Source organism: Pseudomonas sp. KD5 (assembly GCF_012932895.1).
Taxonomy (GTDB): domain Bacteria; phylum Pseudomonadota; class Gammaproteobacteria; order Pseudomonadales; family Pseudomonadaceae; genus Aquipseudomonas.
This window is the reverse complement of record NZ_JDWJ01000003.1, coordinates 1-18,383: the sequence shown is the minus strand read 5'-3', so window position 1 is coordinate 18,383 and position 18,383 is coordinate 1. Positions and strand designations below refer to the sequence as shown.

Below are 18,383 nucleotides of genomic sequence, written 5' to 3'. Positions count from 1 at the left end.
TTGCCTAAAGGACTGAATCAGCCTTGTTTTTTGGTAACGGTTTCGACGATGTGCGACGGAGCCGTATTGTATTTTTTGAATTCCATAGAGTAGCTTGCGCGACCCTGAGACATGGAACGAACGTCGGTCGCATAACCGAACATCTCGCCCAACGGAACCTCGGCACGAATTACTTTACCGGAAACCGTATCTTCCATACCCAGAATCATGCCGCGACGACGGTTAAGGTCGCCCATCACGTCACCCATATAGTCTTCAGGCGTAACAACCTCTACCGCCATGATCGGCTCAAGCAACTCACCACCACCCTTCTGGGCCAGTTGCTTGGTCGCCATGGAAGCAGCCACCTTAAACGCCATCTCGTTCGAGTCGACGTCGTGGTAAGAACCATCAAACACGGTAGCCTTCAGGCCGATCAGCGGATAGCCGGCAACAACACCGTTCTTCATCTGCTCTTCGATACCCTTCTGGATAGCCGGGATGTATTCCTTAGGAACCACACCACCCACTACTTCGTTCAGGAATTGCAGACCTTCCTGACCTTCGTCAGCAGGTGCAAAACGGATCCAGCAATGACCAAACTGGCCACGACCGCCGGACTGACGAACGAACTTGCCTTCGATTTCGCAGCTCTTCGTGATGCGCTCACGGTACGAAACTTGAGGCTTACCGATGTTGGCTTCGACGTTGAACTCACGGCGCATCCGGTCAACCAGGATGTCCAGGTGCAGCTCGCCCATGCCGGAGATGATCGTTTGACCAGTCTCTTCATCAGTTTTGACGCGGAAAGACGGGTCTTCCTGAGCAAGCTTGCCCAGAGCGATACCCATTTTTTCCTGGTCATCCTTGGTCTTAGGCTCTACGGCAACCGAAATAACCGGCTCCGGGAAGTCCATGCGAACCAGGATGATTGGCTTGTCAGCGTTGCACAAAGTTTCACCAGTGGTGACGTCCTTCATGCCGATCAAGGCCGCGATGTCACCAGCGCGTACTTCCTTGATTTCTTCACGGGCGTTTGCGTGCATTTGCACCATACGACCCACGCGCTCTTTCTTGCCTTTTACCGAGTTGATCACGCCGTCGCCGGAGGCCAACACGCCCGAGTAAACCCGAACAAAGGTCAAGGTACCCACGAATGGGTCGGTAGCGATCTTGAACGCCAGAGCCGCGAAAGGCTCGTCGTCGCTTGCATGACGCTCCATTTCCTCTTCCTCGTTATCCGGGTTGGAACCCTTGATAGCAGGAATGTCGGTTGGAGCAGGCAGGAAGTCGATAACGGCGTCGAGAACCAGGGGAACACCCTTGTTCTTGAAGGAAGAACCGCAAACAGCCAGAACGATCTCACCAGCGATAGTACGCTGACGCAGAGCGGCCTTGATTTCCTCGATGGAGAGCTCTTCCCCTTCGAGATACTTGTTCATCAGCTCTTCGTTGGCTTCGGCCGCAGCCTCGACCATGTTGCTGCGCCACTCTTCAGCCAGCTCTTGCAGCTCAGCAGGAATGTCCTTGCGAACAGGGACCATACCCTTGTCAGAGTCATTCCAGTAGACAGCTTGCATGTTGATCAGATCGATCTGACCCTGGAAGTTGTCTTCGGAACCGATAGCCAACTGGATTGGCACCGGAGTGTGACCCAGACGCTGCTTGATCTGACCGATCACGCGCAGGAAGTTAGCGCCAGCACGGTCCATCTTGTTTACGTAAACAAGACGTGGAACGCCGTACTTGTTGGCCTGACGCCATACGGTTTCCGACTGAGGCTCAACACCCGAAGTACCGCAGAACACAACGACAGCGCCGTCGAGTACGCGCAGGGAGCGTTCAACTTCAATAGTGAAGTCTACGTGGCCCGGGGTATCGATAACGTTGAAACGGTGTTCGTGCGAGTACTGCTTCTCAGAACCTTTCCAGAAGGCGGTGATTGCAGCAGAAGTAATGGTAATACCACGCTCCTGCTCCTGCACCATCCAGTCTGTGGTCGCGGCGCCGTCATGCACCTCGCCCATTTTGTGACTTTTGCCAGTGTAAAAAAGGACGCGCTCGGTGGTGGTGGTTTTACCAGCATCCACGTGAGCAACGATACCGATGTTACGGTAGCGGCTAATCGGAGTAGTACGAGCCATAAAGCCCTCGCAAAATTAGTGAAGCTAAAATTAGAAGCGGTAGTGCGAGAAAGCCTTGTTGGCTTCAGCCATACGGTGCACGTCTTCACGCTTCTTAACAGCAGCACCTTTACCTTCAGCAGCGTCCAACAGTTCGCCAGCCAAACGCAGAGCCATAGACTTCTCGCCGCGCTTACGGGCGAAGTCTACCAACCAGCGCATTGCCAGCGCGTTACGACGGGACGGACGAACTTCGACCGGAACCTGGTAAGTAGCACCGCCTACACGGCGCGACTTTACTTCGACCAGCGGAGCGATGGCGTCGAGAGCTTTCTCGAAGATTTCCAGGGGGTCGCTGTTCTTGCGTTCTTTAACCTTTTCCAGCGCGCCATAAACGATACGCTCGGCAACGGCTTTTTTGCCGCTTTCCATCACGTGGTTCATGAACTTGGCCAGGATTTGGCTTCCGTATTTTGGATCGTCAAGCACTTCGCGCTTGGCTGCTACGCGTCTTCTTGGCATGGATAAGCCCTCAAACGGTCTTCAGGTTCGCTCGGAATCGGTGCCCTTTCGGGACGCCTCCGACCTTACTCTTATCGACTCAGAAAAATAGAAATCGGTTTTTTGCTGCAAGCGACTATTACTTCGGACGCTTGGTACCGTACTTCGAACGACCTTGGTTACGACCTTTAACGCCGGAAGTATCCAAAGAGCCGCGAACGGTGTGGTAACGAACACCTGGCAAGTCTTTTACACGACCGCCGCGGATCAGTACCACGCTGTGCTCTTGCAGGTTGTGGCCTTCACCGCCGATGTACGAGGAAACCTCGAAACCGTTGGTCAGACGCACACGGCATACTTTACGCAGTGCCGAGTTAGGTTTTTTCGGCGTAGTGGTATACACACGGGTGCATACGCCACGACGTTGCGGGCAGTTCTGCAGCGCAGGCACGTCGGATTTCTCGACGATACGCTTACGCGGCTGACGTACCAGCTGGTTGATAGTTGCCATCTACTAGCTCCACTGTTGTCTTGCGACGCTATTGTCTTGCAAGAAAAGCAAAATGGCAGGAACGAATCCCCGCCAAATTTAGGGGTACAAGAGTCTAAAGAGGATCTTGCCCCCAGTCAAGGCAAGGCCCCGACCTCTCCCCCCATCCAACCTCGACAAATTGTCTCGACTGGATGAACGGAGCGATCAGGGCCTGCACTCATTTACTACCGCAGAACTCAGTTACCGCTCGAGTTCAGCGCTTCGGTCAGTGCAGCTTCCACTTCACTGGCGCTCACGCGCAACGGTTTGTCAGCATCACGGCGGCGCTTGCGCTCGCTGTGATAAGCCAGACCGGTACCGGCCGGGATCAGACGACCCACGACCACGTTTTCTTTCAGGCCGCGCAGGTAATCGCGCTTGCCGGTTACCGCCGCCTCGGTCAGTACGCGAGTGGTTTCCTGGAAGGAAGCCGCCGAGATGAACGATTCGGTGGACAACGACGCCTTGGTGATACCCAGCAGAACGCGAGTGAACTTGGAGACAAATTTGTCTTCATTGCTCAGACGCTCGTTCTCTACCAGCACGTGAGTCAATTCCATCTGGTCGCCCTTGATGAAACTGGAATCGCCGGATTCAGCGATCTCAACTTTACGCAGCATCTGACGCAGGATGGTCTCGATGTGCTTGTCGTTGATCTTCACGCCTTGCAGACGGTAAACGTCCTGGATCTCGTTCACGATGTACTTGGCCAGCGCACTCACACCCAGCAGACGCAGGATGTCGTGTGGATCGCTCGGACCGTCGGAGATAACTTCGCCGCGGTTTACCTGTTCGCCTTCGAAGACGTTCAGGTGACGCCACTTCGGAATCAGCTCTTCGTACGGATCGCTACCGTCGTTCGGGGTGATAACCAGACGGCGCTTGCCTTTGGTCTCTTTACCGAACGCGATGGTGCCGCTGACTTCAGCCAGAATCGAGGCTTCTTTCGGACGACGGGCTTCGAACAAGTCGGCAACACGCGGCAGACCACCGGTGATGTCACGGGTCTTCGAAGTCTCTTGCGGAATACGAGCGATAACATCACCGATCGCGATTTTCGCACCGTCCGCTACACCGACCAGGGCGTTAGCAGGCAGGAAGTACTGAGCAATTACGTCGGTACCCGGCAGCAAGAGATCCTTGCCGTTGTCATCAACCATCTTCACAGCAGGACGGATATCTTTACCGGCAGCTGGACGGTCTTTGGCGTCGAGTACTTCAATGTTGGTCATACCGGTCAATTCGTCAGTCTGACGCTTGATCGTGATGCCTTCTTCCATGCCCACGTAGGTCACGGTACCTTTCATTTCGGTAACGATTGGGTGAGTGTGCGGATCCCACTTGGCCACGATTGCGCCAGCGTCGACCTTGTCACCTTCTTTAACCGAAATCACAGCACCGTACGGCAGCTTGTAGCGCTCACGCTCACGACCGAAGTCATCAGCGATTGCCAGCTCACCGGAACGGGACACAGCAACCAGGCAACCGTCCACTCGCTCAACGTGCTTCAGGTTATGCAGACGGACGGTACCGCCATTCTTCACCTGAACGCTGTCGGCTGCGGAGGTCCGGCTTGCCGCACCACCGATGTGGAACGTACGCATGGTCAGCTGGGTACCCGGCTCACCGATGGACTGGGCAGCGATAACGCCGACCGCTTCACCGATGTTCACCTGGTGACCACGAGCCAAGTCACGGCCGTAGCACTTGGCGCAAATGCCGTAGCGGGTTTCGCAGCTGATCGGCGAACGCACGATCACTTCGTCGATGCTGTTCAGCTCGATGAACTCGACCCACTTCTCGTCTACCAGAGTGCCGGCAGGAACGATAACTTCCTCGGTACCTGGCTTGAATACGTCACGAGCAATGACACGACCCAATACGCGCTCACCCAACGGCTCAACAACGTCACCGCCTTCAATGTGCGGAGTCATTACCAAGCCATGTTCGGTGCCGCAATCGATCTCGGTCACAACCAGATCCTGCGCCACGTCTACCAGACGACGAGTCAGGTAACCGGAGTTCGCAGTTTTCAACGCGGTATCCGCCAGACCTTTACGAGCACCGTGAGTAGAGATGAAGTACTGAAGTACGCTCAAACCTTCACGGAAGTTCGCAGTAATCGGCGTTTCGATGATGGAACCGTCCGGCTTGGCCATCAGGCCACGCATACCGGCGAGCTGACGGATCTGCGCAGCAGAACCCCGTGCACCCGAGTCGGCCATCATGTACATCGAGTTGAAGGATTCCTGGTCGACTTCGACGCCATGACGGTCGATGACTTTCTCTTTCGAGAGGTTGGCCATCATCGCCTTGGAAACTTCGTCGTTCGCCTTGGACCAAAGGTCGATCACTTTGTTGTACTTCTCGCCCTGGGTTACCAGGCCGGAGGCGTACTGACTTTCGATCTCTTTCACTTCGTCGGTGGCTGCACCGATGATGCGGGCTTTTTCATCCGGGATAACGAAGTCGTTAACACCGATGGAAACGCCGGAGATGGTCGAATAGGCAAAACCGGTGTACATCAACTGGTCAGCGAAGATCACGGTCTCTTTCAAACCAACCACGCGGTAGCACTGGTTGATCAGCTTGGAGATCGCCTTCTTCTTCATCGGCAGGTTGACGACGTCGAAGGACAGACCTTTTGGCACAACCTGGAACAACAGCGCACGGCCGACGGTAGTGTCGACGATACGGGTGTTGGTCACGCTGCCGCCATCACGATCGTTCACGGTTTCGTTGATCCGCACCTTGACCTTGGCGTGCAGTGCGGCTTCGCCGGCACGGAACACACGGTCAACTTCCTGCAGATCCGCGAACACACGACCTTCGCCTTTGGCGTTGATCGCTTCACGAGTCATGTAGTACAGACCCAATACAACGTCCTGCGACGGAACGATGATTGGCTCACCGTTGGCTGGCGACAGAATGTTGTTGGTCGACATCATCAACGCGCGCGCTTCCAGCTGGGCTTCCAGCGTCAGCGGTACGTGCACGGCCATTTGGTCGCCGTCGAAGTCGGCGTTGTACGCAGCACAGACCAGAGGGTGCAGCTGGATAGCCTTACCTTCGATCAGTACCGGTTCAAACGCCTGGATACCCAGACGGTGAAGGGTCGGTGCACGGTTGAGGAGAACCGGGTGTTCGCGAATCACTTCAGCGAGAACGTCCCAAACCTCTGGCAGCTCGCGCTCGACCATCTTCTTGGCCGCTTTGATGGTGGTTGCAAGACCACGCATTTCCAGCTTGCCGAAAATGAACGGCTTGAACAGCTCGAGAGCCATCTTCTTCGGCAGACCGCACTGGTGCAGACGCAGGGTCGGACCTACGGTAATTACCGAACGACCGGAGTAGTCAACGCGCTTACCGAGCAAGTTCTGACGGAAACGACCTTGCTTACCCTTGATCATGTCAGCCAGGGATTTCAGAGGACGCTTGTTGGAACCGGTGATAGCGCGGCCACGACGACCGTTGTCGAGCAGTGCATCGACGGCTTCCTGCAACATACGCTTTTCGTTGCGCACGATGATGTCCGGAGCGGACAGATCAAGCAGGCGCTTCAAACGGTTGTTACGGTTGATCACTCGACGATACAGATCGTTGAGGTCGGAAGTCGCGAAACGACCGCCATCCAATGGGACCAGTGGACGCAGATCTGGCGGCAGCACCGGCAGAACGGTCAGCACCATCCACTCTGGCAGGTTGCCGGAACCCTGGAAGGCTTCCATCAACTTCAGACGCTTGGACAGCTTTTTGATTTTGGTTTCGGAGTTGGTTTGCGGAATTTCTTCACGCAGACGGCCAATCTCGTGCTCCAGGTCGATAGCGTGCAGCAGTTCGCGGACAGCTTCGGCACCCATGCGGGCATCGAAATCGTCGCCGAACTCTTCCAGCGCTTCGAAGTACTGCTCGTCATTGAGCAGCTGCCCCTTTTCAAGGGTGGTCATGCCTGGATCGATAACGACATAGCTCTCGAAGTAGAGAACGCGCTCGATATCACGCAGGGTCATGTCCATCAGCAAGCCGATACGGGACGGCAGCGATTTCAGGAACCAGATGTGAGCTACTGGCGAGGCCAGCTCGATGTGCGCCATGCGCTCACGACGAACTTTTGCCAGCGCGACTTCAACGCCACACTTCTCGCAGATCACACCACGGTGTTTCAAGCGCTTGTACTTACCGCACAGGCACTCGTAATCCTTTACCGGGCCAAAGATCTTGGCGCAGAACAGGCCGTCACGCTCAGGTTTGAACGTACGGTAGTTGATGGTTTCCGGCTTTTTAACTTCACCGAACGACCACGAACGGATCATCTCAGGCGATGCCAATCCAATACGGATGGCGTCGAACTCTTCGACTTGACCCTGGTTTTTCAGCAAATTCAGTAGGTCTTTCAAGGCCTTTCCTCCTGGCGGAGCAGAGAGCGGGCAATCCTGCCCCGCTCTCGATTCGCGTCACGTGTTATTCGGTTTCCAGATCGATATCGATGCCGAGGGAACGAATTTCCTTGATCAACACGTTGAAGGACTCGGGCATGCCCGGCTCCATACGGTGATCGCCGTCCACGATGTTTTTGTACATCTTGGTCCGGCCGTTCACATCGTCCGACTTCACTGTGAGCATTTCTTGCAGAGTGTAAGCAGCACCGTATGCTTCCAGTGCCCAGACCTCCATCTCCCCGAAACGCTGACCACCGAACTGCGCCTTACCACCCAGCGGCTGCTGGGTAACCAGGCTGTACGAACCGGTAGAACGAGCGTGCATCTTGTCGTCTACCAAGTGGTTCAGCTTCAGCATGTACATGTAGCCAACAGTAACCGGGCGCTCGAACTTGTTGCCGGTACGGCCGTCGGTCAGCTGCATCTGGCCGCTTTCTGGCAGGTCTGCCAGTTTCAGCATGGCCTTGATTTCACTTTCCTTGGCGCCGTCGAACACTGGAGTGGCCATTGGAACGCCGCCACGCAGGTTCTTCGCCAGATCCAGGATTTCCTGGTCGGAGAAGCTATCCAGATCTTCGTTACGACCGCCGATCTGGTTGTAGATCTCGTCCAGGAAGGTGCGAAGTTCAGCAACCTTACGTTGCTCTTCGACCATCCGGTTGATCTTCTCGCCCAGACCTTTGGCCGCGAGGCCCAGGTGGGTTTCAAGGATCTGACCAACGTTCATACGCGAAGGTACGCCCAACGGGTTGAGGACGACGTCGACCGGGGTGCCATTGGCATCGTGCGGCATGTCTTCAACCGGCATGATCACGGAGACCACACCCTTGTTACCGTGACGACCGGCCATCTTGTCGCCCGGCTGGATGCGACGACGGATTGCCAGGTAAACCTTGACGATTTTCAGCACGCCTGGAGCCAGGTCATCGCCCTGCTGCAGCTTGCGCTTCTTGTCTTCGAACTTGTCGTCCAGCAGACGGCGGCGATCAACGATGTAGGCCTGAGCCTTCTCGAGCTGCTCGTTCAGAGCATCTTCAGCCATGCGCAGTTTGAACCACTGGCCGTGCTCAAGACCGTCGAGAACTTCGTCGGTGATTTCCTGACCTTTCTTCAGACCGGCACCGCCTTCGGCTTTGTGGCCGACCAGAGCGGAACGCAGACGTTCGAAAGTAGCGCCTTCAACGATACGGAACTCTTCGTTCAGGTCCTTGCGGATCTCGTCGAGTTGAGTCTTCTCGATCGACAGTGCACGAGCATCACGCTCAACGCCGTCACGGGTGAAGACCTGTACGTCGATGACAGTACCCTTGGTGCCGGTAGGCACACGCAGGGAGGTGTCTTTAACGTCGCTGGCTTTTTCACCGAAGATCGCACGCAGCAGTTTTTCTTCCGGAGTCAGCTGGGTCTCGCCTTTCGGAGTGACCTTACCTACCAGGATGTCGCCTGCGCCTACTTCAGCACCTACGTAAACGATACCGGCTTCGTCCAGCTTGTTCAGTGCAGCTTCACCCACGTTCGGGATGTCTGCAGTGATTTCCTCTGGCCCAAGCTTGGTGTCACGCGCCACACAGGTCAGTTCCTGGATGTGGATCGTGGTGAAACGGTCTTCCTGAACAACACGCTCGGACAGGCAGATGGAGTCTTCGAAGTTGAAGCCGTTCCATGCCATGAACGCGATGCGCATGTTCTGACCCAGAGCCAGTTCACCCATATCGGTGGACGGACCGTCGGCCATGATGTCGCTGCGCTGAACCCGATCACCTTTGCTCACCAACGGACGCTGGTTGATGCAGGTGTTCTGGTTGGAGCGGGTGTACTTGGTCAGGTTGTAGATGTCGACACCAGCTTCGCCGGTTTCAACTTCATCATCAGCAACACGAACCACGATACGGCTGGCGTCGACGGAATCGATCACGCCGCCACGACGAGCCACGACGCAAACGCCGGAGTCGCGAGCCACGTTACGCTCCATGCCGGTACCTACCAGCGGCTTGTCAGCACGCAGGGTTGGTACAGCTTGACGCTGCATGTTCGAACCCATCAACGCACGGTTGGCGTCGTCGTGCTCGAGGAACGGGATCAGCGACGCAGCAACCGAAACTACCTGCTTCGGCGACACGTCCATCAAGGTGACGTCTTCCGGCGCCTTGACGGTGAACTCGTTCAAGTGACGAACAGCTACCAGCTCGTCGATCAGGACTTTCTTGTCGTTCATCGTGGCCGAAGCCTGAGCGATCACGTGATCAGCTTCTTCGATGGCGGACAGGAAAACGATCTCGTCGGTGACCAGAGCGTCTTTCACCACGCGGTACGGGCTCTCGAGGAAGCCGTACTGGTTGGTGCGCGCATAGGCGGCCAGGGAGTTGATCAGACCGATGTTCGGACCTTCCGGCGTTTCAATCGGGCATACACGACCGTAGTGAGTCGGGTGTACGTCACGGACTTCGAAACCTGCACGTTCGCGAGTCAAACCGCCTGGGCCGAGTGCAGAGACACGACGCTTGTGGGTGATCTCGGACAGCGGGTTGTTCTGGTCCATGAACTGGGACAGCTGACTGGAACCGAAGAACTCTTTCACCGCCGCAGCCACTGGCTTGGCGTTGATCAGGTCTTGCGGCATCAGGCCTTCGCTTTCCGCCATCGACAGACGCTCTTTGACCGCACGTTCAACACGTACCAGGCCAACGCGGAACTGGTTCTCGGCCATTTCGCCTACGCAGCGAACACGACGGTTACCCAGGTGGTCGATGTCATCGACGATGCCTTTACCGTTACGGATGTCGACCAGAGTCTTCAGAACCGCGACGATGTCTTCTTTGCACAACACGCCCGAACCTTCGATCTCGGTACGACCGATACGACGGTTGAACTTCATCCGGCCGACCGCAGACAGGTCATAGCGCTCAGGACTGAAGAACAGGTTGTTGAACAGTGTCTCGGCAGCGTCCTTGGTTGGCGGCTCGCCTGGACGCATCATGCGATAGATCTCGACCAGCGCTTCCAATTGGTTGCTGGTGGAGTCGATCTTCAGGGTGTCGGAGACGAACGGACCGCAGTCGATATCGTTGGTGTACAGAGTTTCGATGCGAACAACGCCCGCCTTGGCAATTTTTGCCAGGATTTCGGTGTTCAGCTCGGTGTTGCACTCTGCCAGGATTTCGCCGGTAGCCGGATGCACGATGACCTTGGCAGTAGTGCGACCCAGGACGTAGTCCAGAGGCACTTGCAGCTCTTTGATCCCGGCTTTTTCCAGCTGGTTGATGTGGCGAGCGGTGATACGACGACCTTGCTCGACAATAACCTTGCCTTTGTCATCCTGAATATCGAGGACAGCAATTTCACCACGCAGGCGTTGAGGCACCAGTTCCAGGCTGAGGTTTTCACCCTGCACGTGGAAGACGTTGGTGGTGTAGAACGCGTCCAGCACTTCTTCAGTGGTATAGCCCAGCGCACGCAGCAGTACCGATGCAGGCAGCTTGCGACGACGGTCGATACGCACAAATACGCAATCTTTCGGGTCGAACTCGAAGTCCAGCCACGAACCGCGGTAAGGAATGATGCGCGCGGAGTACAGCAGCTTGCCGGAGCTGTGCGTCTTGCCACGGTCGTGGTCGAAGAACACGCCCGGGGAACGGTGCAGCTGGGAAACGATTACACGCTCGGTACCGTTGATTACGAAGGTACCGTTCTCAGTCATCAGGGGGATTTCACCCATGTAGACTTCTTGCTCTTTGATGTCCTTGATCGCTTTGTTCGACGATTCTTTGTCGAAAATGATCAGGCGCACTTTTACCCGCAAAGGTACGGCGTAAGTTACACCGCGCAATACGCATTCTTTGACATCAAATGCCGGTTCGCCCAGGCGATAACCGACGTACTCCAGCGCAGCATTGCCGGAGTAGCTGATGATCGGGAAAACGGATTTGAAGGCCGCATGCAGGCCCACGTCGCGGAACTGATCTTTAGTCGCTCCCGCTTGCAAGAATTCACGATACGAATCCAGCTGGATGGCCAGGAGGTACGGCACATCCATGACGTCCGGCAACTTGCTAAAGTCCTTGCGGATACGTTTTTTCTCAGTATATGAGTAAGCCATCAGCGTTCCCCAGCTTGGTCACCTGCTTGTTTGGCCCCTCCCGACGGGAGCAGCCAGAAAATCGTGCAAACCCCATGGTTTGCGCCACCACATCGGGTGGATACAGCTCGTTACCAGCACCGACCCAGTCGGCTGCCAATAACGGAAAAAGGCCGGTGGCAAGAGCCACCAGCCATCAGCCTTTCGCTTAACGCTCGGGCTGGAGGAGCAAAGTCGATGCTTATTTCAGCTCGACTTTAGCGCCTGCTTCTTCCAGAGCTGCTTTGGCTTTGTCAGCTGCGTCTTTGGCAACAGCTTCCAGAACCATGGCAGGAGCGCCGTCAACTACAGCCTTGGCTTCTTTCAGGCCCAGACCGGTCAGTTCACGTACAGCCTTGATCACGTTAACTTTCTTCTCGCCAGCTTCGGTCAGCATGACGTTGAATTCAGTTTGCTCTTCAACAACAGCGGCAGCAGCAGCTGGACCAGCAGCAGCAACAGCAGCGGTAACGCCGAAGGTTTCTTCCATTGCTTTGATCAGCTCGACAACTTCCAGAACGGTTTTCTGGCCGATTGCTTCGATGATTTGTTCGTTAGTCAGAGACATGACTTGAATCCTGTATTGGGGTGACAGCTTACGCAGCCATCAAATTAAACATATGATTTTGAAAGGTCTCGCTGTGCCTTAGGCAGCAGCTGCTTCTTTCTGGTCGCGAACGGCTGCCAGGGTACGAGCCAGCTTGCTGGTAGCGCCTTGGATCACGCTCATCAGTTTCGCAATAGCTTCGTCGCGGGTCGGCAGGGTAGCCAACACGTCGATCTGGTTAGCGGCAAGGAACTTGCCATCAAACGCAGCTGCCTTGATCTCGAACTTGTCCTGACCCTTGGCGAACTCTTTGAAAATCCGGGCAGCAGCGCCTGGATGTTCTTTGGAGAATGCAATCAGGGTAGGGCCGGTGAACACGTCGTTGAGGACACTGAATTCAGTGTCAGCAACAGCGCGCTTGAGCAGGGTGTTACGTACGACACGTACATAAACGCCAGCTTCACGAGCCTCTTTACGGAGTCCGGTCATCGCGCCTACTGTTACGCCACGGGCATCAGCCACGACAGCGGACAGAGCGACTTTGGCAGCCTCGTTGACTTCAGCGACGATGGCCTTCTTGTCTTCGAGTTTAATTGCCACGGGTTTAACTCCTGCTTGTTACCGTTTCATCCAGTCGAAACCGGATGTCGTTTTGGTGTCTGATTCGGTAAGGAACCGGGAGCACCATCTGCGTAGGCTTGAGGTTTAAGACTTGCGTCGCCTACGGTCTTGGATAGCCCCCGCCAGGCAGGGACCCCAATCTTTCAATTGGCGCAATTACTTGCGCCAACCTGCGTCTTACGCGTCGAGCGAACCCTGGTCGATGACCAGACCTGGGCCCATAGTAGTGCTCAGGGTAACGCGCTTGACGTAAATACCTTTCGAGGAAGCTGGCTTGATACGCTTCAGATCAGCGATCAGGGCTTCAACGTTTTCCTTCAGCTTGACGGCATCGAAGCCGACTTTGCCAACGGAAGTGTGGATGATGCCGTTTTTGTCGGTGCGATAACGAACCTGACCAGCCTTGGCGTTTTTAACCGCGGTAGCTACGTCTGGAGTTACAGTGCCGACTTTAGGGTTAGGCATCAGACCACGTGGACCGAGGATCTGACCCAACTGACCTACAACGCGCATTGCATCCGGGGATGCGATCACTACGTCATAGTTCAGGTCGCCGCCTTTCATTTCGGCAGCCAGGTCGTCCATACCTACACGGTCAGCGCCGGCAGCCAGAGCGGCCTCGGCAGCTGGACCCTGAGTGAACACAGCAACGCGAACGGTCTTGCCGGTACCGTGCGGCAGCACGGTAGCGCTACGAACGACCTGGTCGGATTTACGCGGGTCAACACCCAGATTCACAGCTACGTCGAACGACTCGCTGAACTTGACAGTCGACAGCTCGGACAGCAGAGCAGCAGCGTCTACAAAGTTGTAGGCCTTGCCTGCTTCGATTTTGCCGGCGATAGCCTTTTGACGCTTGGTCAGCTTAGCCATTACACACCCTCCACGTTAAGGCCCATGCTACGAGCAGAACCGGCGATAGTACGCACGGCTGCTTCCATATCAGCTGCAGTCAGATCCGCGTTTTTGGTTTTCGCGATTTCTTCCAGCTGAGCACGAGTCACAGTGCCAACCTTAACGGTGTTCGGACGAGCGGAACCGCTAGTCAGACCAGCAGCCTTCTTCAGCAGAACCGAAGCAGGAGTGGATTTGGTTTCGAACGTGAAGCTACGGTCGCTGTAGACAGTGATGATCACTGGAGTCGGCAGACCTGGCTCAAGACCCTGAGTACGGGCGTTGAAAGCCTTGCAGAATTCCATGATGTTCACGCCGTGCTGACCCAGAGCAGGACCAACAGGTGGGCTTGGGTTAGCCTGAGCGGCCTTCACTTGCAGCTTGATGTAAGCGGTAATCTTCTTGGCCATGAGGCACTCCAATTACGGGTTCAAACGCCTCGAAAGGCTCCCCGGTTACTTGCGCGTTTATCCCAGTGACGACAAAACCCCACAGCCTAGGGCTGCGGGGTTGGGATGCTTGCTCAGCTAGACCTTTTCGACCTGGCTGAACTCCAACTCTACCGGAGTAGAGCGACCGAAAATGAGCACCGCCACTTGGATCCGGCTCTTTTCGTAGTTAACCTCTTCAACCGTGCCGGTAAAATCGGCAAACGGCCCGTCGTTGACACGTACCGACTCACCCGGCTCGAACAACGTCTTCGGCTTCGGCTTGTCGCTACCATCAGCAACGCGACGCAGAATCGCTTCTGCTTCTTTATCTGTGATTGGTGCAGGCTTGTCGGCAGTACCACCGATGAAACCCATCACCCGAGGAGTATCCTTGACCAAGTGCCAAGTACCCTCGTTCATGTCCATCTGAACCAGCACATAACCTGGGAAGAATTTGCGCTCGCTTTTGCGCTTCTGGCCATTACGCATTTCAACCACTTCTTCAGTGGGAACCAGAATTTCGCCGAAGCCATCTTCCATGCCAGCCAGCTTTACGCGCTCGATCAACGAACGCATGACATGCTTCTCGTAACCGGAGTAAGCATGCACAACGTACCAACGCTTAGCCACGGGACACCCTTAGCCGACGATCAAGGAAACAAGCCAGCCGAGCAGGGAATCAAGCCCCCACAACAGCAACGCCATAACCAGAACAACAGCCACAACGATCAACGTGGTCTGCGTAGTTTCTTGGCGAGTTGGCCAAACGACTTTACGAATCTCGGTGCGCGCTTCCTTAACCAGTACAAAGAAAGACTTGCCCTTAACCGTCTGCAGGCCTACAAAGGCAGCTACAGCAGCAATGACCAGCAAAGCGAGCACGCGGTACAGGATCGGCGAAGCAGAGTAATACTGATTGCCAACAACGCCAACAATCACCAAAGCAACTACTACCAGCCACTTAAGTATATCGAAGCGAGAGCCTTGAGCTTCAGCTTTAGGAGTCATCTATGAAGATCCTGTGAAAAGAAAGCCAGACACACCTGGTGAATCTGGCAGGTCAGGAGGGAATCGAACCCCCAACCTACGGTTTTGGAGACCGTCGCTCTGCCAATTGAGCTACTGACCTAAAACAAAATCAGGCCGACCATTATGCCGGCCCGAAAAAGACTTTACAACAATTTACTCATCGATCCTGGCCATGCACACCAGCACCTAAGACGCACAACACCCTCTCAGGCAACAACGCGCATCTACAAGCCATTAAAACAAAGGCAGATATTTTCATATCTGCCTTGTTATATGGAGCTCTTGAGCGGATTTGAACCGCTGACCTCACCCTTACCAAGGGTGTGCTCTACCAACTGAGCTACAAGAGCGTAACACTTTGCAGGACCTGCAAACCTGGAGCGGGTAGCGGGAATCGAACCCGCATCATCAGCTTGGAAGGCTGAGGTTCTACCACTAAACTATACCCGCGGAGCTTGCAGCTCTCGCTAAAAATGGTGGAGGGGGAAGGATTCGAACCTTCGAAGTCGTAGACGTCAGATTTACAGTCTGATCCCTTTGGCCGCTCGGGAACCCCTCCTAAGCGAGCCGGCATTCTATACTATGCCAGCCTTCTGTCAAGCATTTTCTCATTAAAAACCTGAGGTTAGCTGCGTTGACCTCGCTTCGCACCGTCAACCTTTAAAAGGTCTTCACTGCGAAGCGGGCGCCATTCTATGCAAACTATTCGACAGGTGCAACCCCCTCGCACGGCATTATTTTATGTTTTAACTCATTGAATTCTTTAGAAAGGCTTTGCAACTGCAAGTCATCCAGCAAACGCCGGCTTTCCGGCGCCACACGCACCCAGTAACCCGCATATTCAGGGAGATCCTTCGGCAAGGACTGAAACTTGATGTCCATGCCACTCAATCGATGTTCGATTGCCTGAGCGACTTCCTGCCGGGCAGAACCGCCCAGATAGAGACAACTGCTTTCCGTCTGCGTGGATTTTCCTTTGTCTCGGGTCGTATCAGTCGCCTCGCTCAACAAACGAATGTCCTGCTGAGAGCCCCGATACAAACTCAAGGGGGTCACATCCTTCGCGCGAAGCGGAGCCTCCTGTTGGTGCCAGACGTAATAGAACACATTGAGAACAAGCAGTAGCAGGAACAACCAACGCATAAAAACCTCAAGACAAGGGACACGCCATAGCCAACCCTACAAACACCAGATCTGGAACCACCCTGGCCTCAGGCACAATCTCGGAGACCAGATCAGCATCTCCTCCTGTGAGGAATACAGCGAAATCCTCCCCCCAATAGCTGCGCGCCAACTCTAGCTGAGCCTGAACAAAGCCCCTCAACATCAGCAAGCAACCTCGCTCGACCGCCTCGACGGTAGTACGCCCGGGAACAAGACTCTCCAAAGCGCGCTCGGCAGCAAGGTCGCCATAGCGGATTCTACGGGTATGAGTACGCAACTGGTTACGCATTAAGGGCATTCCCGGACAGATGAACCCTCCAAGATGCTCGCCATCCCTAGCGACAAAATCAGCAGTGACTGCGGTACCGAAGTCGAGCACCAGACAAGCACCTGAAGCCAGGTGAAATCCTCCGAGCATTGCTAGCCAGCGATCAAGCCCTAGCCGCTCGAACTCTTCATAGCCATTACGAACCCCGGACATTTCCCGAGCCGGTGTGGCGCACACCACGGAAACACCGAAAGCCTCTGACAACAAAGAGATCAAGGCTCCGGTTTCTTCAGCGGTTCTGACGCTCACTAACCGACAATGCTTGAGAGCGAGCCCCTTGAGCCCCCTCAAGCTCTCAAGCAGCGCAAGATCCGAATCAACGACACCCTCACCAACCACCCGCCCGACATCCGCGCCGAGCACACGCCACTTGATGAAACTGTTTCCACAATCGAGCTCAAGAATCATCACGCAACCTCAGGCTGAGCTCACCACCACTAAAGACTTTTTCCACGCCATCCACCTTCAAGCGCAAGGCACCCTGACCATCGATACCCAACACCTCTCCATCTATCTGACTAGCTCCAGCAATCAACGACACGGCGCGTCCCTGCCATAGATGATTTTGCTCCCACTCCGCCCGGATAGCCGGAAATCCGCCGACCTGGTGGCGACTCAAGTAGGCCCGGAGCATCACCCCCAACTTCGCAACCAGGTGATTGCGATCAACCGCCTTGCCCGACTCGAGCCGCATGGACGTCCACTGCTGGTCAACCTCATCAGTCATCTGCATGTTCACATTGATCCCGACACCGATCACTACGTGACACACATCTGCAGGATCACCCACCAATTCGAGCAATATTCCAGCAATTTTTTTCTGACCAACCAGAACATCATTGGGCCACTTCAACCCCGCGCCTGAAATACCAAGCTCTCGCAAGGCCTGCAGTACGGCGAGCCCAACAACTAGACTCAAGCCTTCCAGCTGCCGCATCCCACCCTCAATGCGCAACACCAGGCTGTAATAGATGTTTTCTGCGAACGGACTCACCCACTTGCGTCCACGCCGTCCGCGACCGGCCGTTTGCCGCTCAGCAAGCACCAGAAATGGCGCGACCTGGCCACGCTCAATAGCGCGCAAGGCTTCAGCATTGGTAGAGTCAATTGAGTCGAGGACCAGGATGGGCCACTCACAGGAAGGCTCACGCGCGCATATCTCGACAGGATCAAGCAGCGTCAATGGCGCAGCCAGCTGATAGCCGCGACCGCGCACTTTATGAATGGACAAGCCGAGCTCAGCCTCCAAATGCTGAAGCTGCTTCCATACAGCACTACGACTGACGCCCAAGGCGACGCCCAGGGCCTGGCCCGAATGGAATCGACCATCCTTAAGAAGCTTTAACAACGTCAGCATGCAAGTCTCGCCTCACAATGAGGCCCGCATGATAGCCATGCACCGAGCAGTTGCATAGAAACCCTAAACGTCAGTTTTCCTGCGGGCAAAACAAAACCCCTACCTGCGTACGCAGATAGGGGTTTCGGAATTTAATCTTGACGATGACCTACTCTCACATGGGGAAACCCCACACTACCATCGGCGATGCATCGTTTCACTTCTGAGTTCGGGATGGGATCAGGTGGTTCCAATGCTCTATGGTCGTCAAGAAATTCGGGTACCGAACCGTCTTTCGACGCTTCAGCAAATTGGGTATGCGATAGTTTGTGCGGCTTTTGTGAA

14 protein-coding genes, 4 tRNA genes and 1 rRNA gene are annotated in these 18,383 nt (G+C 55.2%); all 19 read right to left on the bottom strand.

Going from position 1 to position 18,383, the window contains the following annotated elements; all coding sequences use genetic code 11:
- Positions 1-17: 17 nt before the first annotated feature.
- A complete protein-coding gene (gene fusA / locus AF70_RS07015) occupies positions 18-2,123 on the bottom strand; it encodes an elongation factor G (RefSeq protein WP_007933703.1) in 2,106 nt (701 codons plus the stop codon).
- 30 nt (positions 2,124-2,153) lie between these two features.
- The gene (gene rpsG / locus AF70_RS07010) at positions 2,154-2,624 is read right to left on the bottom strand and encodes a 30S ribosomal protein S7 (protein WP_002555493.1); all 471 of its coding nucleotides are present in this window, start codon (positions 2,622-2,624) and stop codon (positions 2,154-2,156) included.
- Positions 2,625-2,742: 118 nt separating this feature from the next.
- Positions 2,743-3,114, bottom strand: a complete 372-nt coding sequence (rpsL, locus tag AF70_RS07005) for a 30S ribosomal protein S12 (RefSeq protein ID WP_003186084.1) — start codon at positions 3,112-3,114, stop codon at positions 2,743-2,745.
- A 218-nt stretch (positions 3,115-3,332) separates the two neighbouring features.
- Complete coding sequence (gene rpoC / locus AF70_RS07000) at positions 3,333-7,532, bottom strand: DNA-directed RNA polymerase subunit beta' (RefSeq protein WP_007933713.1); 4,200 nt, start codon at positions 7,530-7,532, stop codon at positions 3,333-3,335.
- Between the two features lie 64 nt (positions 7,533-7,596).
- Positions 7,597-11,670, bottom strand: a complete 4,074-nt coding sequence (gene rpoB, locus AF70_RS06995; RefSeq protein ID WP_018925655.1) for a DNA-directed RNA polymerase subunit beta — start codon at positions 11,668-11,670, stop codon at positions 7,597-7,599.
- Between the two features lie 220 nt (positions 11,671-11,890).
- A complete protein-coding gene (rplL, locus tag AF70_RS06990) occupies positions 11,891-12,256 on the bottom strand; it encodes a 50S ribosomal protein L7/L12 (protein ID WP_018925654.1) in 366 nt (121 codons plus the stop codon).
- Positions 12,257-12,334: 78 nt separating this feature from the next.
- The gene (gene rplJ / locus AF70_RS06985) at positions 12,335-12,835 is read right to left on the bottom strand and encodes a 50S ribosomal protein L10 (protein WP_018925653.1); all 501 of its coding nucleotides are present in this window, start codon (positions 12,833-12,835) and stop codon (positions 12,335-12,337) included.
- A 198-nt stretch (positions 12,836-13,033) separates the two neighbouring features.
- Entirely contained in the window at positions 13,034-13,729 is a 696-nt protein-coding gene (gene rplA, locus AF70_RS06980; protein ID WP_007933725.1) for a 50S ribosomal protein L1, read from the bottom strand.
- Complete coding sequence (gene rplK, locus AF70_RS06975; RefSeq protein WP_007933726.1) at positions 13,729-14,160, bottom strand: 50S ribosomal protein L11; 432 nt, start codon at positions 14,158-14,160, stop codon at positions 13,729-13,731. The genes rplA and rplK overlap by 1 nt, the downstream gene beginning before the upstream one ends.
- Before the next feature lie 117 nt (positions 14,161-14,277).
- Entirely contained in the window at positions 14,278-14,811 is a 534-nt protein-coding gene (gene nusG / locus AF70_RS06970) for a transcription termination/antitermination protein NusG (protein WP_007933727.1), read from the bottom strand.
- 9 nt (positions 14,812-14,820) lie between these two features.
- Positions 14,821-15,189, bottom strand: a complete 369-nt coding sequence (secE, locus tag AF70_RS06965) for a preprotein translocase subunit SecE (protein ID WP_028938800.1) — start codon at positions 15,187-15,189, stop codon at positions 14,821-14,823.
- Positions 15,190-15,234: 45 nt separating this feature from the next.
- A tRNA-Trp gene (locus AF70_RS06960) sits at positions 15,235-15,310 on the bottom strand.
- 174 nt (positions 15,311-15,484) lie between these two features.
- Positions 15,485-15,560 (bottom strand) — tRNA-Thr (locus tag AF70_RS06955).
- Between the two features lie 26 nt (positions 15,561-15,586).
- Positions 15,587-15,660: transfer RNA gene (locus tag AF70_RS06950), tRNA-Gly, on the bottom strand.
- Between the two features lie 24 nt (positions 15,661-15,684).
- Positions 15,685-15,769, bottom strand: a tRNA-Tyr gene (locus AF70_RS06945).
- 143 nt (positions 15,770-15,912) lie between these two features.
- Positions 15,913-16,353 carry a hypothetical protein gene (locus tag AF70_RS06940; RefSeq protein WP_019581413.1) on the bottom strand — a complete coding sequence of 147 codons (441 nt, stop codon included), beginning with the start codon at positions 16,351-16,353 and terminating at the stop codon, positions 15,913-15,915.
- Positions 16,354-16,360: 7 nt separating this feature from the next.
- The gene (locus AF70_RS06935; protein ID WP_019581414.1) at positions 16,361-17,110 is read right to left on the bottom strand and encodes a pantothenate kinase; all 750 of its coding nucleotides are present in this window, start codon (positions 17,108-17,110) and stop codon (positions 16,361-16,363) included.
- Positions 17,100-18,059, bottom strand: a complete 960-nt coding sequence (birA, locus tag AF70_RS06930) for a bifunctional biotin--[acetyl-CoA-carboxylase] ligase/biotin operon repressor BirA (RefSeq protein WP_019581415.1) — start codon at positions 18,057-18,059, stop codon at positions 17,100-17,102. Before birA ends, AF70_RS06935 begins: the two co-directional genes overlap by 11 nt.
- A 135-nt stretch (positions 18,060-18,194) precedes the next feature.
- Positions 18,195-18,310: ribosomal RNA gene (rrf, locus tag AF70_RS06925) — 5S ribosomal RNA — on the bottom strand.
- Positions 18,311-18,383 lie beyond the last annotated feature (73 nt).

What these genes read in the sequence shown, in the direction of transcription:
- AF70_RS06935 (WP_019581414.1), bottom strand. Translation starts at nt 17,110, where the DNA reads ATGATTCTTGAGCTCGATTGTGGAAACAGTTTCATCAAGTGGCGTGTG.
- rpsG (WP_002555493.1), bottom strand. Translation starts at nt 2,624, where the DNA reads ATGCCAAGAAGACGCGTAGCAGCCAAGCGCGAAGTGCTTGACGATCCA.
- rpsL (WP_003186084.1), bottom strand. Translation starts at nt 3,114, where the DNA reads ATGGCAACTATCAACCAGCTGGTACGTCAGCCGCGTAAGCGTATCGTC.
- rpoB (WP_018925655.1), bottom strand. Translation starts at nt 11,670, where the DNA reads ATGGCTTACTCATATACTGAGAAAAAACGTATCCGCAAGGACTTTAGC.
- fusA (WP_007933703.1), bottom strand. Translation starts at nt 2,123, where the DNA reads ATGGCTCGTACTACTCCGATTAGCCGCTACCGTAACATCGGTATCGTT.
- secE (WP_028938800.1), bottom strand. Translation starts at nt 15,189, where the DNA reads ATGACTCCTAAAGCTGAAGCTCAAGGCTCTCGCTTCGATATACTTAAG.
- AF70_RS06940 (WP_019581413.1), bottom strand. Translation starts at nt 16,353, where the DNA reads ATGCGTTGGTTGTTCCTGCTACTGCTTGTTCTCAATGTGTTCTATTAC.
- rplL (WP_018925654.1), bottom strand. Translation starts at nt 12,256, where the DNA reads ATGTCTCTGACTAACGAACAAATCATCGAAGCAATCGGCCAGAAAACC.
- rplA (WP_007933725.1), bottom strand. Translation starts at nt 13,729, where the DNA reads ATGGCTAAGCTGACCAAGCGTCAAAAGGCTATCGCCGGCAAAATCGAA.
- birA (WP_019581415.1), bottom strand. Translation starts at nt 18,059, where the DNA reads ATGCTGACGTTGTTAAAGCTTCTTAAGGATGGTCGATTCCATTCGGGC.
- rplK (WP_007933726.1), bottom strand. Translation starts at nt 14,160, where the DNA reads ATGGCCAAGAAGATTACCGCTTACATCAAGCTGCAAGTGAAGGCCGCT.